Annotated in this window: 27 protein-coding genes and 1 pseudogene; 14 read left to right on the forward strand and 14 right to left on the reverse strand. The window is 57.0% G+C overall.

Annotation, left to right across the window (positions count from 1 at the left end; genetic code table 11):
• Positions 1–85: 85 nt before the first annotated feature.
• Positions 86–1054 (forward strand): ribose 1,5-bisphosphate isomerase, encoded by a 969-nt coding sequence (locus CL1_RS07260; protein WP_014789230.1) that lies wholly within the window; start codon positions 86–88, stop codon positions 1052–1054.
• Between the two features lie 52 nt (positions 1055–1106).
• Here CL1_RS07260 and CL1_RS07265 read toward each other — a convergent pair whose 3' ends face one another.
• Both CL1_RS07265 and CL1_RS07270 read right to left on the reverse strand, forming a co-directional pair.
• Complete coding sequence (locus CL1_RS07265; protein WP_014789231.1) at positions 1107–2030, reverse strand: hypothetical protein; 924 nt, start codon at positions 2028–2030, stop codon at positions 1107–1109.
• A gap of 63 nt (positions 2031–2093) precedes the next feature.
• Positions 2094–3053 (reverse strand): hypothetical protein, encoded by a 960-nt coding sequence (locus CL1_RS07270; protein WP_014789232.1) that lies wholly within the window; start codon positions 3051–3053, stop codon positions 2094–2096.
• Between the two features lie 495 nt (positions 3054–3548).
• Between CL1_RS07270 and CL1_RS07275 the strand changes: the two genes are divergently transcribed.
• From CL1_RS07275 to CL1_RS07295, 5 genes are all read left to right on the forward strand, one after another.
• On the forward strand, positions 3549–4823 hold the full coding sequence (locus tag CL1_RS07275) for a hypothetical protein (RefSeq protein ID WP_014789233.1): 1275 nt from the start codon (positions 3549–3551) through the stop codon (positions 4821–4823).
• Positions 4824–4828: 5 nt separating this feature from the next.
• Positions 4829–5509: a fibrillarin-like rRNA/tRNA 2'-O-methyltransferase gene (locus CL1_RS07280; protein ID WP_014789234.1), complete on the forward strand. Its 681-nt coding sequence runs from the start codon at positions 4829–4831 to the stop codon at positions 5507–5509.
• A 130-nt stretch (positions 5510–5639) separates the two neighbouring features.
• On the forward strand, positions 5640–6692 hold the full coding sequence (locus tag CL1_RS07285; RefSeq protein ID WP_014789235.1) for a hydroxymethylglutaryl-CoA synthase: 1053 nt from the start codon (positions 5640–5642) through the stop codon (positions 6690–6692).
• Positions 6693–6702: 10 nt separating this feature from the next.
• Positions 6703–7863, forward strand: a complete 1161-nt coding sequence (locus CL1_RS07290) for a thiolase domain-containing protein (RefSeq protein WP_014789236.1) — start codon at positions 6703–6705, stop codon at positions 7861–7863.
• 2 nt (positions 7864–7865) lie between these two features.
• Entirely contained in the window at positions 7866–8270 is a 405-nt protein-coding gene (locus tag CL1_RS07295; RefSeq protein WP_014789237.1) for a Zn-ribbon domain-containing OB-fold protein, read from the forward strand.
• A 35-nt stretch (positions 8271–8305) separates the two neighbouring features.
• Here the strand turns inward: CL1_RS07295 and CL1_RS07300 are convergent, their stop codons facing one another.
• A complete protein-coding gene (locus CL1_RS07300) occupies positions 8306–8512 on the reverse strand; it encodes a hypothetical protein (protein ID WP_014789238.1) in 207 nt (68 codons plus the stop codon).
• Positions 8513–8612: 100 nt separating this feature from the next.
• A pseudogene (locus CL1_RS07305) lies at positions 8613–9086 on the reverse strand (GNAT family N-acetyltransferase); the annotation flags it as partial.
• A 70-nt stretch (positions 9087–9156) separates the two neighbouring features.
• On the opposite strand from CL1_RS07305, the gene CL1_RS07310 reads away from it, so the two are divergent.
• The gene (locus tag CL1_RS07310) at positions 9157–9690 is read left to right on the forward strand and encodes a multiprotein bridging factor aMBF1 (protein ID WP_014789240.1); all 534 of its coding nucleotides are present in this window, start codon (positions 9157–9159) and stop codon (positions 9688–9690) included.
• On the opposite strand, the gene CL1_RS07315 is transcribed toward CL1_RS07310, so the two are convergent.
• A complete protein-coding gene (locus CL1_RS07315; RefSeq protein ID WP_014789241.1) occupies positions 9691–10110 on the reverse strand; it encodes a DUF356 domain-containing protein in 420 nt (139 codons plus the stop codon). It lies immediately after the preceding gene.
• 116 nt (positions 10111–10226) lie between these two features.
• Here CL1_RS07315 and CL1_RS07320 point away from each other — a divergent pair, with 116 nt between their 5' ends.
• The 4 genes from CL1_RS07320 to CL1_RS07335 all read left to right on the forward strand — a co-directional run bounded on the left by CL1_RS07320 (position 10227) and on the right by CL1_RS07335 (position 15048).
• Complete coding sequence (locus CL1_RS07320) at positions 10227–11930, forward strand: DUF505 family protein (RefSeq protein ID WP_014789242.1); 1704 nt, start codon at positions 10227–10229, stop codon at positions 11928–11930.
• Positions 11931–12043: 113 nt separating this feature from the next.
• Positions 12044–12616, forward strand: a complete 573-nt coding sequence (locus tag CL1_RS07325; RefSeq protein WP_048152114.1) for a TATA-box-binding protein — start codon at positions 12044–12046, stop codon at positions 12614–12616.
• Between the two features lie 5 nt (positions 12617–12621).
• Positions 12622–13620 carry a histone deacetylase family protein gene (locus tag CL1_RS07330; protein WP_014789244.1) on the forward strand — a complete coding sequence of 333 codons (999 nt, stop codon included), beginning with the start codon at positions 12622–12624 and terminating at the stop codon, positions 13618–13620.
• 108 nt (positions 13621–13728) lie between these two features.
• Positions 13729–15048, forward strand: coding sequence for a cation:proton antiporter (locus CL1_RS07335; RefSeq protein ID WP_014789245.1), 1320 nt, complete (start codon positions 13729–13731; stop codon positions 15046–15048).
• A 42-nt stretch (positions 15049–15090) separates the two neighbouring features.
• On the opposite strand, the gene CL1_RS07340 is transcribed toward CL1_RS07335, so the two are convergent.
• Genes CL1_RS07340 through CL1_RS07350 form a run of 3 tightly spaced genes read right to left on the reverse strand, consistent with a single transcriptional unit; the run spans position 15091 to position 19033 of the window.
• Positions 15091–15699 (reverse strand): indolepyruvate oxidoreductase subunit beta, encoded by a 609-nt coding sequence (locus tag CL1_RS07340; RefSeq protein ID WP_014789246.1) that lies wholly within the window; start codon positions 15697–15699, stop codon positions 15091–15093.
• On the reverse strand, positions 15696–17642 hold the full coding sequence (iorA, locus tag CL1_RS07345; RefSeq protein WP_014789247.1) for an indolepyruvate ferredoxin oxidoreductase subunit alpha: 1947 nt from the start codon (positions 17640–17642) through the stop codon (positions 15696–15698). Before iorA ends, CL1_RS07340 begins: the two co-directional genes overlap by 4 nt.
• Before the next feature lie 11 nt (positions 17643–17653).
• Positions 17654–19033 carry an acetate--CoA ligase family protein gene (locus CL1_RS07350; protein ID WP_014789248.1) on the reverse strand — a complete coding sequence of 460 codons (1380 nt, stop codon included), beginning with the start codon at positions 19031–19033 and terminating at the stop codon, positions 17654–17656.
• Positions 19034–19218: 185 nt separating this feature from the next.
• Here CL1_RS07350 and CL1_RS07355 point away from each other — a divergent pair, with 185 nt between their 5' ends.
• Entirely contained in the window at positions 19219–19893 is a 675-nt protein-coding gene (locus tag CL1_RS07355) for a metal-dependent hydrolase (protein ID WP_014789249.1), read from the forward strand.
• Positions 19894–19938: 45 nt separating this feature from the next.
• Positions 19939–20943, forward strand: coding sequence for a cell wall-binding repeat-containing protein (locus CL1_RS07360; RefSeq protein WP_014789250.1), 1005 nt, complete (start codon positions 19939–19941; stop codon positions 20941–20943).
• 77 nt (positions 20944–21020) lie between these two features.
• On the opposite strand, the gene CL1_RS07365 is transcribed toward CL1_RS07360, so the two are convergent.
• The 6 genes from CL1_RS07365 to speE are packed head-to-tail and all read right to left on the reverse strand — an operon-like array spanning position 21021 to position 25594.
• Positions 21021–21173, reverse strand: a complete 153-nt coding sequence (locus CL1_RS07365) for a DUF7128 family protein (protein WP_237266231.1) — start codon at positions 21171–21173, stop codon at positions 21021–21023.
• A 47-nt stretch (positions 21174–21220) separates the two neighbouring features.
• Positions 21221–22033 carry a hypothetical protein gene (locus CL1_RS07370; RefSeq protein ID WP_014789251.1) on the reverse strand — a complete coding sequence of 271 codons (813 nt, stop codon included), beginning with the start codon at positions 22031–22033 and terminating at the stop codon, positions 21221–21223.
• A 58-nt stretch (positions 22034–22091) separates the two neighbouring features.
• Positions 22092–22730 (reverse strand): hypothetical protein, encoded by a 639-nt coding sequence (locus CL1_RS07375; protein ID WP_014789252.1) that lies wholly within the window; start codon positions 22728–22730, stop codon positions 22092–22094.
• Between the two features lie 23 nt (positions 22731–22753).
• A complete protein-coding gene (locus CL1_RS07380) occupies positions 22754–23908 on the reverse strand; it encodes a glycosyltransferase family 4 protein (protein ID WP_048152120.1) in 1155 nt (384 codons plus the stop codon).
• Positions 23909–24694 (reverse strand): UbiA prenyltransferase family protein, encoded by a 786-nt coding sequence (locus CL1_RS07385; protein ID WP_014789254.1) that lies wholly within the window; start codon positions 24692–24694, stop codon positions 23909–23911.
• 33 nt (positions 24695–24727) lie between these two features.
• Positions 24728–25594, reverse strand: a complete 867-nt coding sequence (speE, locus tag CL1_RS07390) for a polyamine aminopropyltransferase (RefSeq protein ID WP_014789255.1) — start codon at positions 25592–25594, stop codon at positions 24728–24730.
• Positions 25595–25692: 98 nt separating this feature from the next.
• Here speE and CL1_RS07395 point away from each other — a divergent pair, with 98 nt between their 5' ends.
• Positions 25693–26175, forward strand: coding sequence for a hypothetical protein (locus tag CL1_RS07395; protein ID WP_014789256.1), 483 nt, complete (start codon positions 25693–25695; stop codon positions 26173–26175).
• Positions 26176–26177 lie beyond the last annotated feature (2 nt).

The following is a 26177-nucleotide window of genomic DNA, read 5'->3' on the forward strand; positions in this document are numbered from 1 at the left end:
CGAACCTAAACCTCCACCAGTGAACACAAAAACATCTATAAACCCTCCCACCATAATGTGTGGTTACCAGTAAGGGGTGATGGCAATGGCAGTGGTGAAGGAAGTGCTCGAGATAGCCGAGGAGATAAGGGACATGAGGATAAGGGGGGCCGGGAAAATAGCCCGCTCCGCGGCCTACGCGCTCCAGCTCCAGGCCGAGAAGAGCAGGGCGACGAACGTCGATGAGTTCTGGGACGAGATGAAGCAGGCGGCGAAGATACTCTACGAGACGAGGCCAACAGCGGTTTCCCTCCCAAACGCGCTCCGTTACGTTATGCACCGCGGCAAAGTTGCCTACGCCGGCGGTGCGGATTTGGAGCAGCTCAAGTTCATAGTCATAAACGCTGCCAAGGAGTTCATTCACAACTCGGAGAAGGCCGTTGAGAGGATTGGCGAGATAGGGGCAAACAGGATAGAGGACGGCGACGTCATAATGACCCACTGCCACAGTAAAGCAGCCATAAGCGTCATGAAGACCGCCTGGGAGCAGGGCAAGGACATCAAGGTCATCGTCACGGAGACGAGGCCCAAGTGGCAGGGCAAGATAACCGCGAAGGAGCTGGCCAGCTACGGCATTCCGGTCATCTACGTCGTGGACAGCGCGGCGAGGCACTACATGAAGATGACCGACAAGGTGGTGATGGGAGCGGACAGCATAACCGTGAACGGCGCGGTGATAAACAAGATTGGAACGGCTTTAATAGCGCTCACCGCCAAGGAGCACAGGGTCTGGACCATGATTGCCGCCGAGACCTACAAGTTCCACCCCGAGACCATGCTCGGCCAGCTGGTGGAGATAGAGATGCGCGACCCGACCGAGGTCATTCCCGAGGAGGAGCTCAAGACCTGGCCGAAGAACATCGAGGTCTGGAACCCGGCCTTCGACGTTACCCCGCCTGAATATGTGGACGTCATCATAACCGAGCGCGGCATAATCCCGCCCAGTGCGGCGATAGATATCCTCAAGGAGGAGTTCGGCTGGGCCCTCAAGTACACCGAGCCCTGGGAGGATTGAGGCTCTTCTTCCCTTTATTCCCCGTCTTGTCGATGGTGAAAAGTGAAAGGCTTTAGCCTTCGACGTTTCCCGCGCTGAAGGCTTCCGCGTAGGCCTTCACGACTCCCTCGTCCTCGCCGAGTACCATGAGGACCCTGACCAGGTCCAGACCCTTCACCCGGGCGAACTCCACATAGAGGTACTCGTCGCCCCTGCGGTAGAGCTTGATGCTGAGCGGCTTGAAGCAGTCGTTTTCCCTGGGTACGGTCCAGAGTTCGGTCTCTTCGAAGCCCTGGGCTTTAATGGAAGCCTCAAACCTCTCGATCAGCGTTTCTATCGGGCAGATGCAGGTGGCTTCAAGCTCCACCGGGGTCTCGAAGAAGATGTGGTAGTCCCTGAAGTCCGTCCAGGTTCTGGTCGGCGTCAGGACGGTGAGTTTCCAGGTTGCGTTGGCCGTTGGAATGTACTGAACCGCGAAGTAGGCCTTTCCCGGCGGCAGTTCCAGCCACCGCCCGTTCCCTTCTCCCCAGCAGTCCCTCGCGTGTTTTGTAGGGGTTTCGTTCCTTAAAACCGCCTGGTAGAAGGATTGCCCGCTCTCCCTGCCCACAAGGGCCATTGTAAAGCCGCCCATGGAGCACGGCACAGTCAGGTTGAACTTCTCCGGCCAGTGGATTAAGTAGGCGTTCCAGCCCTCCGGCGGGGAGGTGAGGTTCATGTTGGGGTAAACGACGAACCAGTCGTCCAGTGTAAGCTCGGAGCCGTTGGTCACTTCGGTGATTCTTTTGTCTATCCACCCGCCGATTAGGGCGTTTTCTGGCTGCTTTGAATGGATAGTAAGCCTGCATTCCTGGCCGCATTCCTGGGGGCCTAACGTCTGGTTGTTGTATATGGGTGTTCCCTTTTCCCTGAAGTAGAGAATACTCAGCGTAGCGACCACTACCAGGGCTATCAGCAGAAAGATGAAAAAATGGAGCTTGGGTTTCTTGGAGCCTTTCATAGTGGCCTTCACCCTCCGTAGATGGGTTGACTATGGTCAATATCTGTTGGTTACGTCTCAAGCTTAATTTTGGGAGACCAGCGTTCCAGCACTGAACGCCTGTGCATAGGCTTTCACGACTTTCTCATCGCCCATTATCATGAGAACTCTAACCAAATCCATGCCCTTGACTTTGGCGAATTCCACGTAGAGGTATTCGTCGCCTTTGCGATATATGTATATCTCTATTTGTGAAAATATTTCGTTGGGGGTACTCTTTTCACTAGATACCATCGTGCTAAAACCCGCCTCGGCTATTCCGTCCAAAACCTTTTTGACAATTGTGTGGCTGTTGCAGTAACAGGGGCTCGTAAAGTTCTTCACCCACAGTTCTGGATGGCCACAGACACTTAGATAGTCGATTACTCCACTGCAATAAACATGATCCCATTTGTCCCAACTAGTATTAGCCAGTGGAATGGCATATGTTGCCATATGCACCCTTCCGGGTGGCAGTTCTGATTCATAGTTTACGGTTTTTAGAAATATGCATCTCTCGTTTGTAAGGTCGATCTGGGAAGAGGTTGATACGCATAGGCCCAAATCGTGAAAACCCTTACTTGTAGAGTTGTTGTCCAGGGTAGCTTCTCCTCCCTGGATGTAACATGGAACGGTTATCCCAATTTCATGAGTCCAGTTTTGAAGGTACATCTTTCCTGCTGTTATGGATTTATTTAGGTCTGTCTTTGGAATTATTATTATGTTTTCATTAAATCTTACAGCTGAATTATTGGGAAGTCTCTCTGATACAATAATGTTCCCAAAAGAGTTTAATCCTGGGATAGTGTTCACATTATTTTTGCATTGATTTTCCATCAGATAGTGCTTCTCACTCTGATGGCCTTGACTTTGGGAAACATTAACCTGGCCTGACAGACTACCATGACTGGAGACGTTATCGTTACTCGCTTCGTGATCTGCGTAAGTAATAGTCAGAATGAAAATAACAAAAAGCACTGAAATAATATAAAGGGTCTTATTCATTTTCGGGGCACCTCCTCCAGTGAAGTTGGGCATATTCCTGATGGACGGGAATTTGGTTTGACAGTAACTATTGTTGCTCCCGGTAGGCTGTCAACGATCACCCAGTCGGAAGTTGGTCTGCCATTAAGCCACGGTGCCCGTGTAGTATGGACGTAAATATGACGGGTGCCATCACTGTACTCACGGTCCTGTAAGTAATACTACCGCGGCTTTCCGGCCCATAATCTGCGCTTCCAGTGGGGAATGGTATTACAAAATATGCCGTTGGACTATTTAACCCTTTCTATCACCAGAAGTGAAATTTCGGCCAAAACCAAGTTATATTATGGCAAACCCCATACAATTTTAAACCCCTACACAGGTTCTTAAAACTCTCAAGCTAACGGTGCTCATTGACTGTTGGGGGTCTCAACGGAAGTTGATGCAAAACACACAAGGGTTTAAAACGCCTAACCCTTTTATACTCCGGAAACAAAAACCGAGAGGGTGATGATGATGAAAGCTTACATAGCGGAGAACGTCAGGGGCGTCTATGCCTTTGACGAGAGCGGTAATCTCATCGACCAGAGGGTCTTCTCCGGAAGGCCGGAGGCGAGCCTCGACAAGCTCCTCAAGGGCGAGCCGAGCGATGAGCTTTTGGCCTTCCTCGACGAGCTGAGCGGGGAGGGCTACGACGAGTTCGTGGTTGAGGACTCGGAGCTTAGCAGGAAGCTCAAGGAGCTCGGCTACAACGCCACCGCCGAGTTCCCGAACGTGGCAGGAGAAAAGCTCCGCTCAAGCCCCGGGGAGTTCCTCGGCGAGAACTGGTTCGACGAGTACTTCAACGTCGGCGTCGCTCTCACCAGGCTCCGCATACAGGAGCAGAGCGGCGCGCGCGACAAGATGATTATACAGGCCATCGAAGCCTTAGACGACATTGACAAGGTCATAAACCTCCTCGTCTCCAGGCTGAGGGAGTGGTACGGCCTCCACTTCCCTGAGCTGGACGAGATACTGCCCAAGCACGAGCAGTACGTGGCCTTCGTCAAGGAAGTTGGCCCGAGGGAGAACGCCACGGAGGAAAGGCTCAAGAAGCTCGGCCTCCCCGAGGGCAAGATTGGGAAGATACTGAACGCGGCCGAGAAGTCGATGGGAGCACCGCTCGGCAAGTTCGACGCAGACATCATCGTCAAGCTCGCCAGCGAGATAGATGACCTCTACAAGCTCAGGCGCCAGATAGAGGACTACCTTGAGACCGCGATGGACGAGGTCGCCCCGAACCTGAAAGCTTTAGTCGGTGCCAAGCTGGCCGCGAGGCTCCTCAGCCTGGCCGGCGGGTTGAGGGAGCTGGCTATGATGCCTGCCTCCACCATACAGGTCCTTGGAGCCGAGAAGGCCCTCTTTAGGCACCTCAGAACCGGGGCGAAGCCGCCCAAGCACGGTGTCATCTTCCAGTACCCCGCGATAAACCGCTCACCCTGGTGGCAGAGGGGTAAGATCGCGAGAGCTCTGGCCGGAAAGCTCGCCATAGCGGCGCGTGTTGATTACTTCTCCGGCGAATACATAGCCGAGGAGCTGAAGCAGGAGCTCGAGGGCAGGATTCAGGAGATAAAGCAGAAGTACCCGAACCCGCCCAAGAGGAAGGCCAAGCCGGCCAAGAGAAAGAAGGAAAAGGCAAAGGGCAAGAAGAAAGGAAAGGGCGAGAAGGGCAGGAAGTTCGAGAAGAAGGAGAAGATGAAGGGGAAGAAGGACAAAAAGAAAAAGAAGAAGGGTAAGGGCGGCAAGAGGTGAGGTAGATGAGGATTAAGAAGCACAAGTTCCCGGGCGTTTACGTCTTCATCGACGAGGACGGTAGCGAGAAGATAGCAACGAAGAACCTCGTTCCGGGCCAGAGGGTCTACGGCGAGAGGCTGATAAAGTTCGAGGGCGAGGAGTACAGGGTGTGGAACCCCAGCCGCTCCAAGCTCGGCGCGGCCATACTCAAGGGACTCAAGCACTTCCCGATAAGGCCCGGCTCGACCGTCCTCTACCTCGGAGTGGCAAGCGGAACGACTGCCAGCCACGTCAGCGACATCGTCGGCTGGGAGGGCAAGGTCTTCGGTGTCGAGTTTTCCCCGAGGGTTCTCAGGGAGCTGGTCCCTCTGGTTGAGGAGAGGAGGAACCTCGTCCCCATACTCGGCGACGCCACCAAGCCGGAAGGCTACCGCGCGCTCGTCCCTAAGGTCGATGTCATCTTCGAGGACGTCGCCCAGCCGACCCAGGCGAAAATCCTGATAGACAACGCAAGGGTCTTCCTCAAGAGCGGCGGCTACGCCATGATTTCCGTCAAGAGCAGGAGCATCGACGTCACCAAGGAGCCGGAGCAGGTGTTCGACGAGGTGGAGAAGGAGCTTTCCGAGTACTTCAAGGTCGTCGAGAGGCTTTCCCTTGAGCCCTACGAGAAGGACCACGCGCTCTTCGTTGTCAGAAAACCGTGATCTTCTTTATCCTTTTCTGCCCCCTTTCTTCGCCAATTGTCGAAAAAGCCTTTTACTTTCACCGAAAGGCTTTTATAACTCGCTCTTGAACCTTAGGCGAGTCACGTTCAGCTTTTGTGGGTGATGCACCATGAAAAAGCTCCTGAAGCCGAGGCGCGAAGTCGGCATCGTCGGCTACGGTGCCTACGTTCCAATGTATAGAATCAAGGCCGAGGAGATAGGAAGGGTCTGGGGAGTTTCCAGCTTCCCCATTGAGGAGAAGGCCGTTCCGGGCCTTGACGAGGACGCGCTCACCATAGGAATCGAGGCCGCGAGAAACGCACTGAGAAGGGCCAGGATCGATCCCAAGCTCATAAGAGCGGTCTGGTTCGGCTCGGAGAGCAAGCCCTACGCTGTCAAGCCCACCGGAACTGTAATAGCCGAAGCCATCGGCGCAACTCCCGATGTGAGCACCGCTGACTTCGAGTTCGCCTGTAAGGCTGGAACCGAGGCTTTGCAGACCGCGATAGGCTTCGTCGGCTCTGAGATGGCGGACTACGCGATGGCCATTGGAGCCGACACCGCCCAGGGAAGGCCCGGCGACCACCTCGAGTTCACCGCCGGAGCAGGTGGAGCGGCCTTCATAGTCGGGCCAAAGAGCTCCGAGACCGTTGCCTACTTCGAGGGTAGCTACTCCTACGTCACCGACACTCCGGACTTCTGGAGGAGACAGCACGAGCACTACCCGAGGCACGGTAACAGGTTCACCGGCGAGCCTGCCTACTTCCACCACGTCATCAGCGCGGCCAAGACGCTCATGGAGGAGCTCGGCCTTACGGTGAACGACTTCGACTACGCGGTCTTCCACCAGCCCAACGTCAAGTTCCCGCTCACCGCCGGCAAGATTCTTGGAATCCCGAAGGAGAAGATCCTCCCTGGACTGCTCACTGGAATCATCGGAAACACCTACAGCGGCGCCACGATGGTCGGCGTCTCTGCAGTTCTCGACATCGCCAAGCCGGGCGACAGGATCCTGTGGGTTTCCTTCGGTTCCGGCGCTGGAAGCGACGCCTTCAGCATCGTCGTTCAGGACGCCATCGAGGAGAAGCGCGACCTCGCTCCAAAGACCATAGACTACGTGAACAGGAAGAAGTACATCGACTACGCCCTCTACGCGAAGGCGAGGAGAAAGTTCATCATGTGAGGTGGTTGAGATGAGGAAGGCAGTCATAATAGGTGCCGGTATGACCCCCGTTGGCGAGCACTGGAGGCTCGGCCTCCGCGATTTGGCGGTCGAGGCTCTCCTCAAGGCTATGGACGATGCCGGAATAGAGAAGGTGGATTCCCTCTACGTCGGCAATATGATCTCAGGCCCCTTCGTCGAGCAGGAGAACCTCGGCGCGCTCATAGCCGACTGGGCCGGTCTTGGAAACATTCCTGCCGTTAAAATCGAGGCCGCCTGCGCCAGCGGAGGCGCCGCCCTTCAAGAGGGAGTCAAGGCAGTAATGAGCGGGCTGGAAGATGTCGTTGCTGTCGTTGGCGTCGAGAAGATGACGGACGCGTGGCCGAGCGACGCGACGCGCTACCTCGCTTACGCGGCCGACGCCGAGTGGGAGCTCTTCCACGGTGCCAGCTTCGTGGCTTTGAACGCCCTGGTAATGCGCTACTACATGAAGACCTACGGCTACACCGAGGAGGATCTGGCCCTCTTCGCAGTCAATGCCCACGCCAACGGCGCCAAGAACCCCTACGCGATGTTCAAGCGCCCGATTAAGGTCGAAACTGTTCTCAAGAGCCCCTACATTGCAGACCCGCTCAAGCTCTTCGACGCCTCGCCTGTCTGCGATGGCTCTGCGGCGGTCATAATCACCACGCCGGAGAAGGCGAAGGAGCTCGGGGTTCCGAAGGAGAAGTGGGTCGAGGTAGCTGGAATGGGGCGCGCTGTGGACACCATAAGCCTGGCCAGCAGGGAGGATCTCCTAACGCTCAAGGCGGCGAAGATAGCCGCTGAGAGGGCATACAAGATGGCAGGCGTTGAGGCGAGGGACATAGACTTCTTCGAGGTTCACGACGCCTTCACCGTGATGGCGGCGCTAAGCCTCGAGGCCCTCGGCGTTGCGAAGAAGGGTGAGGGTGCGAAGCTCGCCAGGGAGGGACAGATAGCGATAGACGCCGACTATCCTATACAGACCATGGGAGGCCTTAAGGCGAGGGGTCACCCTGTTGGAGCCACCGGAATGTACCAGACCGTCGAAGCTGTCCTCCAGCTCCGCGGAGAGGCCCCGAACCAGGTGCCGGACGCTGAGATAGGCCTCACCCAGAACATAGGTGGAACCGGCTCGAACATAACGGTTAGCATATTCAGGAGGGTTTGAAGATGGCTCGCCCGATGCAGGTTTCCCGCTACTGGAGGCACTTCCGTGAGAAGTACCGGCTCATGGGCGGAAAGTGCGAGAACGGTCACGTTCACTTCCCGAAGAGGCCGGTCTGCCCGGTCTGCGGTTCGAGGAACATCGAGGAGGTTGAGCTGAGCGGAAAGGGCAAGGTCATCAGCTGGACCATAGTTAGAAACCCTCCGAGCGGCTTCGAGTACTACAAGCCGTTCCCGCTGGCCCTAATAGAGCTTGAAGAGGGCCCGGTGGTCCTGGCTCAGCTCACCGACGTCGATCCCGAGGAGATAGACTTCGGCATGGAGGTCGAGGTCGTCACCAAGAAGATAAGGGAGTTCGAGGAGGACGGAATAATCCTCTACGGCTACAAGTTCAGGCCGCCTGTGAAGTGAAGCATTTTCTACTTCCTTTTTATGTCCGCTGTGGCTCAGGCCCGCTCAATCCTCATCTTGTCCCCGTTCTCGAACTCGAGCTCAAGCTTTCCTCGCTTGGCCGTAATTCTGACCCCGTCGACGACGGCCTCTATCCTCCCGTTCTCGACCTTGACGCCAAGCATCTCCGCTATCTCATTAACGCTCTTTAGCGAACCGTTCACGGTGGTCTTAATGACCTCTCCGTTGCTCTCTATCGTCACCTTCAGCTTCCCATTTCCTTCTCTTATGAAGCTTTCTTCCCTCAAGTTCCTCACCTTCTCCGGGCTTGGAGGGTCTATGCAGGGCACTCCCGCCACCCCCCTTCAAATCCTTCACCATTCTAACCCATATCCCGCTCTGGCCGACTTTCTTAAAGCCGTAGCCTTCGTAGAATCTGATGGCGCCCTCGTTCTTCTCCCCGACCCACAGCTCAATCCTATCGTTGTGCTTCCCCAGGTACTCCAGGCACTTCTCCATGAGCCTCCTCCCTATCCCGTGCCCCTGGTAGTTCTTGTCCACCACGAACTCGTGGATCGCCCCGACGGTTCTTCCCTCGTACTTGCTGTACCAGTCGTCGTCGCAGACTATGAAGCCCACTATCTCATCGCCGATCTTGGCGACGAAGAAACCGTCCCTGGCATTGTTCCAGCACCAGCGGAGGTATCTTTTCGCATAGCTCTCACCCTCACCGCCGTACTCGCGCATTCCCTCGTAGCCCCTCATGTATATCTCGATGAGCCTCTCGAGCGTCCCCTGGTCAAGTTCCCTGAGCCTCTCTACCTTCACTTCCGCCATCGGTATAAGCTCATCGTGGGGTTTAAAAAGCCTGACTCCGAGCCTTATGTGGAGCAAGAAGGTGGTTGAGATGGGGAAGGCCAAGCCGAAGTACTGCGAGATTTGTGGCGCCCCGATAAGGGGGCCGGGGCACAGGATAAGGCTCGAGGGTGCTGAAGTTCTCGTCTGTGACCGCTGTTACGAGAAATACGGCGGTAAAAAGCCCGGAACCTTCAGCATAATGCCAACGGGCAGGCAGAGGCGCGTTTCCAGACCCGCCCCGAGGCCCAAGAGGGAGCCGAAGCCCTACCGCGAGAAGCCTCTCTACACCGAGGAGATAGTCGAGGACTACGCCGAGAGGGTGTACAAGGCAATACAGAGGAGTGGCAAGAGCTACGAGCAGCTCTCCCACGAGATAGGCCTTTCGATGAACGACCTCCGCGCGATAGCCCACGGCCACCGCGAGCCCACCATAAAGGAGGCCAGGAAGCTTGAGAAGTACTTCAAGATAAAGCTCATTGAAACAAGTGGAGAGGAGATGATTGAGAAGAGGACGATTCCCAGGGACTACGAGCCGACCCTCGGCGACATCGCTAACATCAGGATACGAAAGAGAAAGAAGTGATCAAAACTCCTCGAACTCCCACTCCTCCTCTTCCTTCTCCTTCTTCCTCAGCTCCTCTGCCTTGGTCATCTTCGGCGGGTGAAAACCGCGGAGCTTTTCAAAGCTTCCCCAGAGACGTATCAGCTCCTCCCAGATCTCTGTGTCGGGCGGTATCACAAGGATATGTGCCGGGGGGTGAATGTCCATCAGCCTGCCTATCGCCTTCCTTGGGGGGAGGTCTATCTGAGCAACCACATGAGCCCTGAAGCGCTTCCTAGGCCTCTCGCCGCTTATCTTCTCGAAGGCCCAGTCCGAGAGGGCAGGGGGGATTATCCTGGGATCACCGCGAATCCTCATTCCTCCGTAGCGCACGAGGTCAGCCAAGGCTATGCTGGCTTTCTGGAAGTTGTCGGTTCTCACTAACACCATCGTGTTCCTCATCTCCACCACCTGCCCCACCTGCTTTCCTCACCTTTTAAACCTTACCCATTTTTATTCACCGAAAGTTTTAAAAAATTCTGGTTAGAAAAATGTCTGGCAACAGCGGAGGTGATGATATGTACCTGAAGAGGAGGCACCTGGAGATACTCAGGGAGATGAAGAAAACCGAGAGTCAGGCCGAGATCGAGGCCAAACTGCCCGAGGAGTTCCAGATTAGGGCGATAGAGCTCTACATACTTGGCTTCGCCGAGCTTGAGGGAGGAAAGATTAAGCTCACAGAGGCCGGAAGGAAGCTTCTTGAAATCACCGACTCGCTCAACCTTGAGGAACTCCCCGACCTTATAGCCGACACCGAGATAGTGAAGATGCTGGAGCTCCTGGAGGAGACCGGTAAAATCCCCGGGGACTGGCTTGAGAAGCTTAAGGAGAGGAAGCTGGCCGACGAGAACGGCCTCACCGAGTTCGGAAGGGCGCTCCTCCAAATTTACCGCGAGACGCACCCGGTCGTTTACCTCACGCCTGAGATAGTCTCGTTCCTCAGGGGAATGCCAAAGCTCGGAACCCTCGACGAGCTCGTCACCTTCAAGAACTCCCGGCTCTACGGCGACAACATAGTCAACGCCCTCCAGGCCATGCGCCTGCTCCTGATTTCACCGCCGACAGAGAAGGGCAGGGCCTTCGCGACCACTCCGGCTGCAAGGCTCGCGCTCAAAGCGATAAGCATGATACCAGTGTTTGCAAGGGCCATAGTTCTGAGAAAGGAGGACTTCGAGGCGTTGAAGGCGGGTAGGGGCAACGCAGAGCTGGAGAGCATGGGGCTCAGCGACGAGAAGGGAACGACGGAGTTCGGAAAAGCCATGATGGAGACCTACGAGGCGATGGGCAGGATCGAGGAGAAGGTCCTCCCGATCTACCTGCTCGACGATGAGCTCGCCGTCCTCAGGGCCATCAAGGAAATAGAGGAGAAGCACGAGACCAACCCCGAGATACTGCCGACAGGGAAGGAGATCGCCAGGCGCGTCGAAGTCGAAGACCTCGGGGCGATACTCCACCTCCTTGAGAGCAAGGAGCTCGTCGAGAGGAGGCTCGTTAAGAACAAGGACACCTACTGGCTCACCGAGTGGGGCAGGGGGGCCATAGAGTTCGGAACCGTCAGTCCCGATGCCATGAAGGCCGTAACCTACGCGGAGAGCGGCGACGTTCCCATAGCGGAGTGGGTTCTGAAGGCCCAGGAGGAGGGGGTTGTAAAGGCCGGCGTCACCGACAAGGGCAGGTTCTACCTCAGGCTGAGCCGCTCGATAAGGAGGAGGCCCTTCATAACGCGCTACGACGCGGCCATACTCGCAAAGACCCCCAGAAGGAAGTACGTCCACCGCGACGAGCTGGTTGAACTGGTCAGGGACTACGTCGGCGGCGACGAGAAAGAGATAACCAGGGCAATCGGTGAGGCCGAGGCCAAGGGCTTCGTCGTCGAGCTCCAGAACGGCATGGTCAAGCTCACTGAGCTTGGAGAGGGGGTCAAGACGGTCCTCGAGAACGCGAAGCTCCAGGAGGTAGTCAGGGTCAAGTTCAGCGTCACCCCGACCCTCTACAACGTGCTGAAGGTTATCCACGACAACCTTGAGACCTTCAACAGAATCTGGAAGGAGAAGGGCGAGGCCAGGGGCTACAAGGTGGAGGAAGTGGACGTCATAAGGAAGCACCTCAGCCTGAGCGACGACGAGATAAAGAAAGCTTTGACGATGCTCCGCGAGCTGGGCTTCCTCGGGAGCAAGAGCCTCACCGAGGCGGGCAAAGTCCTAGTTGAGGCCTACCCCTGATTCCCTTCCGTTCTTTTTCTAGTCTGATGTCCTCTTTTGGACGTAAACCTTTAAAAGCTCAAGCGGCTTCATTTATAAAGGGTTTTTAAACCCACCATCTGGAGGTGTAAGCCTTGGTAGATATGAGCAATGTAAAGCTCAGGATCGAGAACATCGTCGCTTCTGTGGACTTGTTCACGCAGCTCAACCTTGAGAAGGTCATTGAGATATGCCCCAACTCCAAGTACAACCCAGAGGAGTTCCCCGGCATAATCTGCCGCTTCGAAGAGCCAAAGGTTGCCCTCCTGATATTCAGTTCGGGCAAGCTCGTCGTCACCGGCGCCAAGAGCGTCGAGGATATTGAGCGGGCCGTCAATAAGCTCATTCAAATGCTCAAGAAGATAGGGGCCAAGTTCGGCCGCGCTCCGCAGATAGACATACAGAACATGGTCTTCAGCGGCGACATAGGTATGGAGTTCAACCTCGATGCCGTTGCTTTGAGCCTTCCCAACTGTGAGTACGAGCCCGAGCAGTTCCCCGGCGTTATCTACCGCGTCAAGGAGCCGAGGGCGGTGATACTGCTCTTCTCCTCCGGAAAGATAGTCTGCTCCGGAGCGAAGAGCGAGCACGACGCATGGGAGGCCGTCAGAAAGCTCCTCCGCGAGCTGGAGAAGTACGGCCTCATCGAGGAAGAGGAGGAGTGGTGAAGGCTTTGGCCTTCTCCGTTATCTATTCCCCCGTTTTCTTGGAGCACAAGCCTGAAAACTATCACCCTGAGAATCCCGAGAGGCTTTTGAGGGCAGTTCAGGCTCTGAAAAACCTGGGACTTTGGGATCCCATCGAACCCCAGCCCGTTCCCGAGGAGGAGCTCCTCAGGGTTCACTCGAAGGAGTACGTCGAGCTCGTCAGGGGGAGGGGCGGCGCGTTCTCGTACCTCGACCCCGACACCTACGTCTCGCCAGGAACCTGGGAGGCCGCTTTAACGGCCTTTGGAGCTTCTCGCCTCGCCGTCGAGCTCACCCTCGAAAGGAAAGGCCTCTACCTTGCCCTCGTCAGACCACCAGGACACCACGCGGGGAAATCTGGAAGGGCCTTCAACGCTCCCACCCTTGGCTTCTGCATCTTCAACAACGCCACCTACGCGGCGAAGGTGGCTGAGGAGCTTTCAGGGAAGGTTCTCGTCATAGACTTCGACGCCCACCACGGCAACGGCACTCAGGAGATACTCTGGGACGATCCCAATGCCGTCCACATAGACCTGCACGAGCACGACATCTACCCCTGGAGCGGCTACGAGCACGAGGTCGGCGGGAAAGGGGCCGAGGGTACAAAAATCAATGTCCCGATGCCCCACTACTCCGGCGACGACTTCATCTACGCCTGGAACGAGGTCGTTCTGCCGGTTCTCGCGGAGTTCAAGCCAAGGCTCGTTGTCGTTTCGGCCGGCTTTGACGGCTTCCTGGGTGAGAACCTGACGACCCTCAGGCTGAGCGAGCTTTTCTTCGCCTATGCCGGCTCGACCCTCTCCCGCTATCCGCTCGCGGTGATCTTCGAGGGCGGTTACTCCGTTGGCCTTGAAAAGGGGCTTCCCGCGTTCATCAAGGGCTATCTGAGCGGAGAAATTAGAGAGGTTCCGGTTAGCCCCTCCTACGAGGCACTGAGAACCGTCACGAGGGTGAGGGAGGTAATCGGGCAGTGGTGGGACATTTAGTTGGACAGTTCTGGGTAGCGATTCCGCCTGAGGTTGTGGGGTGAAATCTTTCGTTCAGGAACTTTAAAAAACCCTATATCTTACCGCTTCAAAAACGGAGGCGAGAGCATGGTTCCGGTGGATCTAGTAGCGAAGCTCCTGGTTGCGATTCTCATGCTGGGCGTTCTCGCGATGGTCGTGAGTAGGAAGTCTGGAATATCATACGTTCCCCTCTTTATTCTCCTGGGGGTTCTTATTGGGCCGCTGACCTCCTTTGTGCCCCGTTCCCTTTCCCACGAGCTCTTCGAGTACGTGAGGGTTTTTGGCCTCGTGGTTATACTCTTTACCGAAGGTCACAATCTGAGCTGGAAGCTCCTCAAAAGAAACTCAACCACCATTCTCCTCCTTGACACCATTGGGGTTCTTGTAACGGCTTTTCTCGCGGGTTGGTTCTTCTCCTGGCTCTTTGGCGCCCCGCTCCTGGTCGGGTTCCTCTTCGGCGCGATAGTGAGTGCCACAGACCCGGCCACGCTGATTCCCCTCTTCAGGCAGTACCGGGTTGAGCAGGACGTGGAGACCACCATAGTGGCCGAGTCGATATTCAACGATCCTCTGGGCATAGTCTTAACGACGGTGGCCGTGGCGATGCTCTACCCCAACGCCGTCTCGGAAGTTTTCTCGGCCTTTTCCGGTCACGTGGGTATCTACGGCGCCAGCGTTCTCTACTTCCTCTACGAGGTAATCGTCTCTGCCCTGGTCGGCGTGGCCATGGGCTTCTTTGGCTACTGGTTCATCAAGAAGGCTGAGATCTTTGAGTTCCCCGAGATCGAGATATTCGCCCTGGGACTGGCTTTCCTGACCTTTCTGGTAGGAGACAGCATCGATGCCTCCGGCTACCTTGCCGCCACCGTTGCCGGCCTGGTGCTCGGGAACTTCAAGGTGCTCGGAAAGTTCCGCAGCATCGGCGTTATGGAGAGGGTTCTCAAGGCCATAAGCCTCGAGGTGAGATTCAACGAGAACCTTTCTGCCATAGCGACTCTCTTCATCTTCTTCCTCCTCGGTGCAAGCCTTGAACTCGGCATATTCGCCGGCAACCTAGTGAAGGGCCTGCTGGTGGCTTACTTCCTCATGCTCGTTGCCAGGCCTCTCGCGGCCCTGCCGATAGCAAGGCGCTGGGGCTTCAGGAGGTACCTCTTCATATCGCTCGAGGGGCCCAGGGGTATAGTCCCGGCCGCCCTGGCTTCCCTTCCCCTTGCCCTGGTGAACAAGTACGGCGAGGGGACGCTGACCCTGCACTGGGCGGAGGTCATACTGGCGGTCACCGTCATCACTGTCTTCGCGTCCATCGTCACGGAGACCCTGTGGCTCCCGCTCCTCAAGAAGGCCCTCCTCGGTACTGAGACCGTTGAGGAGAGGGTCAGAAAGCTCCAGGCCGCCAAGAGGGCTTAGCACTTTCTTATCTTCGAGAACGGAAAAATCCTAAAGGGGGCATCAGAGCCCCAGCATTTCCTTCGCCGCCTGGACTCCGAGGTCGAAGGCTTTCATGTTCACATCGACGGCTTTCGGAGGAACGCTGACGCGGATAACTTCCTTGACGTGCTCCGCCGAGAGCGGAAAGCCTGGCGTCTGGGTAAGCGCTCCGATGAGGACGACGTTGGTGGTGATGACGTTGCCGGCCTTCACGGCGAGCTCTTCGGCGTCGAAGGCCATGAACTTGCCCTTGAAGTCCTCTTCCACGACCTTCTTAATTTCCTCAAGGCTCGGGTAGCTGGCCAGGCCCATGGAGACCTGAACCGGCGGTATCGGCCTGGCGTTGGTGAAAACTAGGCCTCCCTTCTTGAGGTAGTTGATGTACCTCAAAGCCTCAACCGGCTCGAAGCTTAGTATGACGTCGGCCTTTCCTTCCGGAACCATCGCGCCGTACACGTCCTCTCCAAAGCGGACGTACGCTATGACGCTACCGAAGCGCTGGCTCATTCCGTGGACCTCTCCCATTCTGACCTTGTATCCAGCGCGGAGGGCGGCCCAGCCGAGGAGGTTGGCGGCGGTGAGAATACCCTGGCCGCCAACTCCGGTGATAACGATGTTGTACTCCCTCATATCTCTCCCTCCCTGACCTTCTCAAAGGCATCGAACGGACAGACCTGGGCACAGCCGCCGCAGCCCCAGCACATGAGCTCATCGACCTTGGCCTTGCCGGTCTCAGCGTCCCAGTAGATGGCCGGACAGCCGTAGGCGTTGATACATATCTTACAGCCGGTACACTTCTCCTCGTTCACCTGGTAGATTGGCCACTGTACCTTGGCCTTCCTGAGCTGGCCTATCCTGTGGAGGGCACAGACGCGCCTGGTGACTACGACGCTAACTCCTTCAACCTGGAGGGCCCTCTTTATGGTCTCGGTGGTGGCCTTTATGTCGTATGGATCGACGACCTCGACGAAGTCCGCGCCGAGGGCCCTTGCAACTTCCTCTATCTTAATCTGCTTTCCTGGCCCGTGCGGGGTGTCACCGGTTCCCGGGTTCGGTTGGTCGCCGGTCATAGCTGTAACAAGGTTGTCCACGACTACTATGAGGACGTTGGAGCGGTTGTAGATGGCGTTAGCGAGGGCCGGAAGTCCGGTATGGAAGAACGTCGAGTCGCCGATGGTGGCAACGATGACCTTCTTCTCCTTGCCGGTCTTGCGCTCCTCCTCGGCTATGCTTCCGTTGAGGGCTATGCTCAGACCGTGGGCGATGCCTATCGAACCGCCCATCGCGACGGTCGTGTCTACGGCCTTGAGCGGTGGAAGAACACCGAGGGTGTAACAGCCTATGTCGCTCGGGAAGATTGCCCTCGGAGTGGCGGCCTTCTTTATGGCGTAGAATGTGTTCCTGTGCGGGCAGGCGGGGCACAGTGAGGGAGGCCTCGGCGGGACCATCTTGCTGACCTTCTCGTACTTCCTATCTATCTCCTCGAAGTTCACGGGGGTCTCAAGTCCGAGGAACTTGGCTATCACTTCGACCGCCCTCCTGGTGGTCATCTCGTATATCCTTGGCACGAGGTCCTTGCCGTGGATCGGAATCCTGAGTCCCCTGTCGTAGGCCCAGGTCTTGACCTGCTCCTCGACCACCGGCTCGAGCTCCTCAACGATGAGAACCTTCTCAAGGCCGTCGAGGAACTTCTCAAGAAGGCCGTATGGGACGGGGAACGGGGTTCCGAGCTTGAGAACCTTTACGTTCTCGACTCCGAGCCAGTTGAGGGCCTCCTTGACGTATGCGTAGCTCAGGCCAGGCGCAATGATGCCAACCTTTGCGTTCTCGTCGCCCTCAATCCAGTTGAAGGGGCAGTTGTTGAGCTCCTCGCGGATCCTCTCGATCTTTTCGAGAATCTGCGGGTGGAACTTTCTTGCGTTGGCAGGTATGTCCACGAACCTGCTCGGGTCCTTCTTGAAGTTCCCGAACTTCCTCTTGGCCCCCTTTATTTCCTCAGGAAGCTCTCCAAGAACGACGTCTCCCCTCGCGTGGGAGCTTCTCGTGGTGGTTCTGAGGATAACGAAGTGCTTGAACTTCTCGCTCAGCTCGAAGGCGTACTTCGTCATCTCTTTGGCTTCCATCGGGTCGCTGGGCTCGAGGACGGGCACGTTGGCGAACTTTGCGTAAACCCTTGTGTCCTGCTCGTTCTGGCTGCTCCACATGCTTGGGTCATCTGCCACCATTATGACGAAGCCGCCCTCCACTCCCATTCCGACGGCGCTGAGGAAAGTGTCGGCCGCAACGTTAAGACCCACGTGCTTCATGGCCGTCATGGCCCTCAGACCGCTCCACGCGGCGCTTAGAGCTGTCTCGAAGGCGACCTTCTCGTTGGTGGAGTACTCCATGTAGACACCGGCCTTCTTGGCAACCATCGCCATCGTATCGGTGAGCTCCGAGCTGGGCGTTCCGGGGTAGGCGGCGAAAACGGCTATGTTGGCCTCGAGGGCTCCCCTCGCTATCGCCTGGTTGCCGAGGAGGATAACCTTCTCCCCTGGCTTGTCCCACAACACTATGTCGGTAACCTTCGCCATCTACAATCACCTCACTCCTCTTCCTCCAAAACTCCCCTGGCCTTTGCGAACTCGACCAGGGCGTAAGCGGCCGCGGCAACGTCTTCCGGCCTCTCGTAGCTTGGAATGCCCGCCTTCTCGAGAACCTCCTTCGCCCTCTCACTGACGTAGCCGGCCATGAAGAGGCCAAGAACCGGCTTGCCGTTGTTTACCTCCCTGACCGCTCTGACCACGCCCTCGGCGTGCTCGGTCGGTGTCATTCCTGCGAAGGTCGGGACTACGCAGATGCTTATGAGCATGTCCACGTTCGGGTCCTTGAGGAGGGCCTTGGCCGTTTTGTAGTAGTCCTCTCCGCGAGCGCTCGCTATCATATCCACTGGGTTCTTAACTGCAGCCATCGGCGGCAGGAATGAGCGCAGCTCCTCCACCGTCTTCTCCTCGAGGTTGGCAAGCTTCAGCCCGAGCTTGTCTATTGCATCTGCGGTGAGAACCCCGGGACCACCTGCGTTGGTCATTATGGCGACCCTCTTGCCCCTCGGGAGTGGCTGTGTAAAGGCCCTCGCCATGCTGAGCATGTCGTCTATTGTTTCGGCGATTATGACCCCACTCTGCTTGAACGCCGCCTCGTAAATCTTCCAGCTTCCAGCGAGCGAACCTGTGTGGCTTGATGCAGCCCTTGCCCCGCTCTCGCTCCTTCCGGCCTTGAGGACTATGACCGGCTTCTTCTTGGTCACGCGCTTGGCTATCTCCATGAACCTCCTTCCGTCCTTGAGCCCCTCGATGTAGAGCGCTATGGCCTTGTCCTCCTCCGTATCGGCCAGGTACTCTATGAACTCGGCGAAGTCCACATCGGCCATGTTGCCTATGCTCACGAACTTGGAAAAGCCGATTCCTTCCTTGACGGTCTTGTAGATGATCCCTGCTCCCAAAGCTCCGCTCTGGCTGATGAAAGCGATGTCCCCCTTCTTCGCGTCCATCACGAAGGTGGCGTTCATATCGTTGTGGGTGTTCATTATTCCGACGCAGTTCGGGCCGACTATCCTCATACCGTACCTGTGGGCTATCTCAACAAGTTCCTTCTCCTCCCGCTTGCCCTCCTCGCCGACCTCACCGAAGCCTGCCGTGATGAGGATTATCCCCTTGACGCCCTTCTCGCCGCAGTCGATTATCGTCTGCTTCACGAACCTCTTTGGAACCACCACCACCGCCAAGTCCACATCGTCGGGAATGTCCTTTACGTTCTTGTATGCCTTGATCCCCTGAACCTCCTCGTCCTTGACGTTCACAGGGTAAACCCTGCCGTCCCTGTACTTCTTAAGGTTCTTGAAGACTTCGTAGCCGAGCTTGAGGGGGTCGTTCGATGCCCCGATAACAGCTATTGCCCTCGGCTTGAAGAAGTAGTCAAACGTCATCTGCAACTCACCGCTTAAATCTCGGTGGAATTGTATATAAGCTTTCCCAAAAAGGACAGTGAGGCATTTATGGGCAGGAGGGAGGAAAAACAAAGCGCTGATGGGCTGAAACGGACATCATTGACCATATTCCTCGCCCGAAAGATTTAAGTTAGTCCAGGTTATTATATCCTGTGGTGATGCCAATGGTGAAGGTGAAGTTTCTGGGCCACGCGGCCTTCCTGATAGAGGGGAGTAAGAAAATCCTGATAGACCCGTTCCTAACCGGTAATCCACAGGCCGCAGCCAAGCCTGAGGAGCTAGATGCTGACTTAATACTAATAACGCACGCCCACGGGGACCACATTGGCGATGCCGTCGATATAGCCAGGAGAACCGGGGCCAAGATAGTGGCGATGTACGATATCGCCAACTACCTCGTCGAGGGCAACGAGGGCATAACCACTATCGGCATGAACTACGGCCCGACCGAGGTCGAGGGTGTTAAAATAGTCCAGGTTCCGGCCTGGCACTCCAGCAGCGACGGCAAGTACGGCATAGGGAACGCCTGTGGTTACATAATCGAGCTAGACGGCGTCAAGATTTACCACGCCGGCGACACATTCGTCTTCAGGGATATGGAGCTCTTCGCCGAGCTTTATGGGCCGATAGACCTTGCGCTCCTTCCGATAGGTGGCCACTTCACTATGGGGCCGAGGGAAGCTGCTAAGGCCGTTGAGTTCCTCAGGCCTAGGAAGGTCGTTCCGATGCATTACAACACCTGGCCGCCGATCTCCGCCGACCCGGAGGAGTTCAGGGGGCTCGTTGGGGAGAAGGCCGAGGTGGTAATTCTCAAGCCTGGCGAGGAGATTGAGCTTTGAAAAACCTTTTAAGGGCCTTTTCCCACCCCCTTTTTAGGTGGTGAAATGGTTAAAAGGGCCGCTGCTCTGGCGCTGATCCTGCTGGTGTTCTCGTCCTTCCTCCTGCCTCTTTCCTCCGCCCAGGAGAGGGAAGATAGGCCGAAGTACGACCTCATAATCGTGAGAAACGACGATTTAATCGACTACATAGTGGCCCTTCCCTACGCCAAGATGCTCGACGTCCCTATTCTTCCCGTCAATCCCAAGGAGCTCGATCCTGGAACCATAGCCCAGCTCCAGAGCTACGCCCAGTTCGGCTGGAACCACGTGCTCATAATAGGCGACTCCCAGGCGGTCAGCGATAAGGTTCAGGACGAGCTCCTCAACATGGGATTCGTGGTGGAGAGGATCGGCGGGGCGGTTAGGACCGAAACTGCCGCAAAGCTGGCTCTCCACTTCTATCCAAACGGTGCCGAGACCGTCGTGGTCGCCAGCTCCAGCGACTATGGCTCCGCTTTAGCAGCCGCCAGGTGGGCGATGATATACGGCTTTCCCCTCCTGCTGACTCAGGAAGATGCCCTTTCTGACTCCACGGCCAACGCTATAAAGAAGCTCAACCCTGACCTGGTGGAGCTGATGGGTGCTGGAATGTCCAAGGACGTGCAGAAGAAGATAGAGGAGATGGGCTACCAGACCTACTGGGTCAAGGAGAACCTGGAGATAAAGCTTCCGCCCCAGGAGAAGGAGACAAACTGGGTGATGATAGCTGCCGCGGTCCTGCTCTCACTGGCCGTGGCGGTTCCGGTCTCGCTCTACTACGCTAAGAAGAAGTGGTCTGCCAACAGGGTTCCCATCGAGGTTCTGACCGAGAAGGAGCGCATAGTTGTGAACGCGATACTCCAGAGGGGCGGCACGGTGAAGCAGGAGGAGCTACCCGAGCTAACGGGCTATTCAAGGCCCACGATAAGTAGAATTATCCAGGAGCTGGAGAAGAAGCAACTGGTTGAGAGGGAGAAAGTGGGGAAGACCTTCATAGTCAGGCTGACGAAGGAGATAATAATCCGAGACTAGCGGTCGGCAAGCCCGAAACCGCTCATCACTTCTTTTCAGCCCTGGCCGTTCTCCTCATTCCGTAAATGAAAAGGGAATCACTTCCGGAACAGGTGCCCGTGGGCCCTGTTCACGTGCCTCGTGTACTCCTTGGAGTCCCTGAAGAGCATTCCGCAGCGCGGGCAGCGGTAGTAGCGGGTGCCGTCGCGGTCGTAGAATATAACCGCCTTCAGCTCCGCCACTGCCACCACCTCCGGGCTAAGGTGAGAAAGGTCATTTTAAAATTTTACGGAGAGGCTTAGACCCATATCCTGTTGCCCTTCACCTTGAGGTAGCCGAGCGTCTGGAGTTCCTTCAGGAAGTCTTCTATGGCGTCCTCGTCGAAGTAGATGTTCACCCTCCCGTGCTCCTCCTCCACCACGATGGGTTCCCTTTCCATTATCGCCTCGATGAGCTCGTTCTTGCGCCTGTGCCTCTCTGCCAGCTCGAGTATGACGTTCGCTAGGACGGAGCGGGCTATCCCCTCGAAGGTTGCATTGACGAGGCTCTCCTCCGTGGCGTACTCCTCGGCTATCTCCAGCGCGGCCTCGATGAGCTCCCCTTCGACCTCCATTACCTCCACGAAGTACCTCTTCTCCAGAGTGTACTCAGTGACCATTCCGACCTCAAAGCGCTTCTCCAGCTCCTCCAGGTACTCCTCGACGTCCTCTATTGGGAAGCGGAGCTCGACCCTGAGAACCTCTAGGGGTACCTTTTCTCTCAGCACGAGCTTTCCGTCCTTCTCCTCGACCGCGCCGGCCTCGATGAGGGCGGTGACTGCCACCAGCTTTCCGAGGTTGGACTCGTCGAAGAGTTCCTCAAGGTTCCTCTCCTCGCCCACCTCCCATTTTCCGAGCATCTCGTCGTAGGCAAACCTGAGCTCCTCTAGCGCCTCCTCGATGGGTTCCATTCCCTCGGCTCTCTCGAGAAGCTCCGCGTAGGTGCCATCTACCGTGACGTAGTGCGATATCCTGGAAGAAATCTCCTCCTTTGTTCGGTTCATTATTCCTGCCCTGCTCAGCTCCCTAGATAGGGCGTTCATATCCTCCCTGCTCAGAACCTCCAGCCTCAAGACTCTCACCAAGGTAAAAACGGCGGTGGGAGTTATATATTTTCCCCCGAAAAACCGATTAGCTCTCCACCAGCTCCGACAGGAGCGCCCTGAGGGGCCTGTTGCCCAGCCTTTCGAGGGTTCCCCTCACCTCGTCCTCGAGTTCCGGAGAGTAGCTCGCGTAGAGGTAGAGGGCGTAGGCCATGAGCTTCGGCTCACCCTCGGCCATCTTTTCCACTGCGTTGGCTAGGACAGGGTTGTTCAGGAGCTCTTCCGCTATCGCCTTAATCTTTCCCCTGTCGTCCTTCTCAACCGCCTCTCGGAGGGGGCGGTAGAAGAGGGCCAGCACCTCCCTGGCGAGTCTCTCCCGCTCCTCCAGCTCCTCCATGGGAGTTCCGGTCTTCTCTCCCCTGCTCAACAGGAGGTAAAGCAGCGGTGCGGCCAGGATAACGATGGATATCAGGAGGTAGGGGAGCAGGGGGACGTTGAAATAGGGAACGCGGCCCCTTATGAGGATAAGGGCCAGAGTGCCAGCGAGCATCCAGACCCCCATGAAGACGAGGTAGTAAATGGTGTAGTCCTTCCTCTGGAGGGCGCGGTACTTCGAGGGCGCCCCTATCTCCTCTAGGTACTTCAGCCTTTCCTCTGCCATTTGAATTTCCGCTTCCAGGCGTTTGATGCGCCGGTCTATCTCCTTCAAGACCTCGTCCTTCCCCATCTCAGCCACCGCTCTATCTCTGCCTAGATGTTTCTCATCGTTTCCTCATAAGCCTTTTCTATCTCCCCGCTCACCCTTCTCCAGGAGTAGTGCTTCTCGACCGCCCTCCTTCCGTTGCTCCCGAACCACTTGGCCAGTTTCTCGTCGCTGAGGAGCTTTTGAATTGCCTCCTCAAGGGCGGGTTCGTTTCCAGGAGGAACCAGGAAGCCGCTCTCGCTCTCCCCCACTATCTCCGGAATTCCGCCGACGTCAGTTGCTACCACTGGGATTCCCGAGGCCATAGCTTCGAGGATAACTATCCCAAAGGCCTCCGCAGTCGTCGATGGAAGGACGAAAACGTCCGCCGCCCCGAAGAGGCGCGGCAGAGTGGCGTCGTCCACGTAGCCGAGGAACCTGACCCTGTCCTCGATCTTCAGGAACTTCGCCTGTGCCTTCAGGAAGGGGAGCATCTCGCCGGAGCCAACCAACACGAGGGTGACGTCTTCCGTCCTCTTCGCCACGCCCTGGAAGGCGTTGAGGAGCACGTGTGGTCCCTTCCTCGGCGACATTCTGCTGACGTAGAGCACGACCCTTCCCTCGATGCCCAACTCCTCCCTCACTCTCCTTTTGTCCGCCTCACCCAGCGGTCGGAACCTCTCGTCGTCCACCCCGTTGGGTATCACCCTGACTGGAACGTCGGTGAAGTGCCTTATGAACGCCTCCGCCGCGCGGCTTACGGCTATTATCTCGTGGGGGTAGCGGAGGTAGCGGCTGAAGAGGGGCATGGTTAGGCCCAGGGCCTGCCAGAGGCGGGACTCGTGGGAAAATGAGATGCTGTGGGTGGTCAGCAGGGTCGCCTTCCCCAGCTCCCTGCCCGCCTTGACGGCTTTGAGGGCCAGTGGGGTGAAGGCGTGGTGGGAGTGGACCACATCGTAGTCCTTGAGGAATTCCTCGAGTTCCCTGCTGGAGGCGAGGGAGTAGCTCATGTTTATCCCGAATATCGGGCTAGTTCTACCTGGAATCTTCACCAGCTCTATCCCGAGGCTCTCCAGCTCCCCTTCCCTCCCAGTTTCGAGGTCGTTGGTGATTATCGCGACCTCGTGGCCCCTTTCACTGAGCTTCAGTGCCAGACTGTGCATGTGGCTCGCGACGCCGCCCACTTTGGGGTAGTACCAGTCACTCACCAGCGCTATCCGCAATCAGACCACCCCTGATGCCCTGAAAATCAGGACCGCGGCCATCGCAGCGTCCATCAGCCTGTAGTTGGTGCGGAGACCGTAAATTGTGGCCCCGAGCAGACCCAGGGTTGGTTGGACTCCCGCGAGGGCCAGACCTACCGCCCCGGCCGAAAATGCGATGACGAGGGTTTCGGAGAGCCCTTTGCCGATGACTATCGGCGTCGTCCTGAGGCCGGCTTTGAGGTCGCTCTCGTAGTCCTCAAGGTGGTTCCTCAGCTCAAGGGCGAGTGAGTAGAGGAACACCGCCGCGGCGATGCCCCACTCCTCCACGGTGATTGAGCCGTCGAAGTAGGCCCCGTAGAGGAAGGGCAGGGCCCCGAAGAATGCCCCGTGGGAGAGGACGTCCACCACCGGCCGCGCCTTGAGCCTCGGTGGGGCCGAGTAAGCGGTTGCCAGCAGGATCATCGATGCGTACACCACCAGATCTCCCGCCCCCAGCCTGCCGGCAAGCCCCAGTCCCAGCAGCGCCATGGCGAGGGAAGAGGCAATCCCCGCCCCAAAGCTCAGCTCTCCGCTGGCCACGGGGTTTTTCTCCCTCTTTCTCGGGTTTATCGAGTCGGTATCCGCGTCAAAGCAGTTGTTTATCGCGAAGGCATAGGCCACGTAGAGGACGAGCGAAATCAGGAACATGACCAAACGGGTGTAATCGGGGCTGTTCTCCAGACTGAACGTGAGTCCCAGGAGCCCCATGCCTACGAACGCCCGCCCATCGGGGATTCGAGCGTTTCTGATAACCGCGCGGAGCATGGTTGTACCTCCAAAAAGGTTTTAGAAAAGCCGTCAGGCCCTCTCAAGGAGGTCCCTGACGTACTTCGGCATCTGGAAGAGCGTCTCGTGCCTCTCCGGGTCGTAGTAGTAGAGGCCGAGCTTTTCTGCCCGCCTGGTGTCTACCTTTCTGAAATCGATGTCGCCCTTGACCCCCACCAGGAAGCTCCAGGGTGAGGCGTAGCCTATCACCGGGAAGCTGAAGTAGTAAACCCTATCGAAGACCCTCTTCATCGCCCTGTAAGCGTCGAGGAGCTCGTTGGTGAAGAGGTAAACGCTCCCGGCCTGGGTGATGTAGAGCCCTTTCTCGTTGAGCTTTTCGTAGGCCGAGCGGTAGAACTCCTCGCTGAACAGGAGCTTCGCAGGACCAACGGGGTCGGTGGAGTCCACTATTATGACGTCGAAGCGCTCGTCGCTCTCCCGCAGGTACTTCACGCCGTCGCCGATTATGAGCTCGGCCCTCGGCTCCTCCCCCTTCAGGAGCCTGTCGAGGAGGTCCTTCGCCACGTCGAGGTATATGTAGGAAGCCTCCACCACGCCGTCGTCTATCTCAACCATCGTAGCCTTCTCCACCGTCCCGTGCTTGAGGACCTCCCTCAGCGTGCCCCCGTCGCCGCCGCCTATGACGAGCACCCTCCTCGGGTTCGGGTGCGCGAGCATGACCGGGTGAACGAGAACCTCGTGGTAGCTCTCCTCGCCGACCTCAACGAGCTGAACCGTCCCGTCGAGGACGAGCAGTTTGCCAAATCCTTCAGTCTCATAGATTTCAAGCCTCTGGTACTTCGTCTGGGTCTCAAAGAGCCTCTCCCTGACTTTGAAGCCGACGCCGTAGCCCCTTGGATACCACTCGATGAAAGCTCTCTCCTGCTCGTTGTATCCCATGAGTCTCACCGCCCTTAGGTAGGGCACGGGGTTTTAAAGCTTAAGGTTCTTCTGGCCCTGGGAAATTTTTATAAGCGTCCTCGGGTAGTATCGCGGTGATGAATACCGGAACCCGGCGGGAACTGGCGAGAAAGCTTGGGCTTGTGGAAGAGGAGATTGCTGAGGGCTTTAAATATGGAATTCCCCACATCGTTGGGGAGATCCTTGAGGACGGTTCGGTTTTTCTCTCGGTGGTGGTCTTTGAGAGCGCAAGGCACAGCTTCCTTCTCCGAGAGAACGACAGGGTTTTCTTTCTCTATCCTGCGGAGGAACGGAACCGCAGGAGGCTCTTCTTCAAGCTCTGGCGCTTTCTAGACGGCCGAGAGGAGGACGGGGCTTTCGTCCCCGGGAAGCGCATCGGGGGGATACTGAAGAACGCCCTCAGGCGGGAGGGCTTCGACGTGCTCTGGATAAACGTCCGTCCGGCTGGAGATGGCGAGTACATAGACGTCTGGGCGGTGAAGGACGGAACCCGCTACAACCTACTCTTCGAGAAGATCGCCCAGGGCGAGTACGTTCTCCTTGAAATGGAAAAGGTATGAAG

Origin of the sequence: Thermococcus cleftensis (genome assembly GCF_000265525.1) — an archaeon.
GTDB lineage: Archaea > Methanobacteriota_B > Thermococci > Thermococcales > Thermococcaceae > Thermococcus > Thermococcus cleftensis.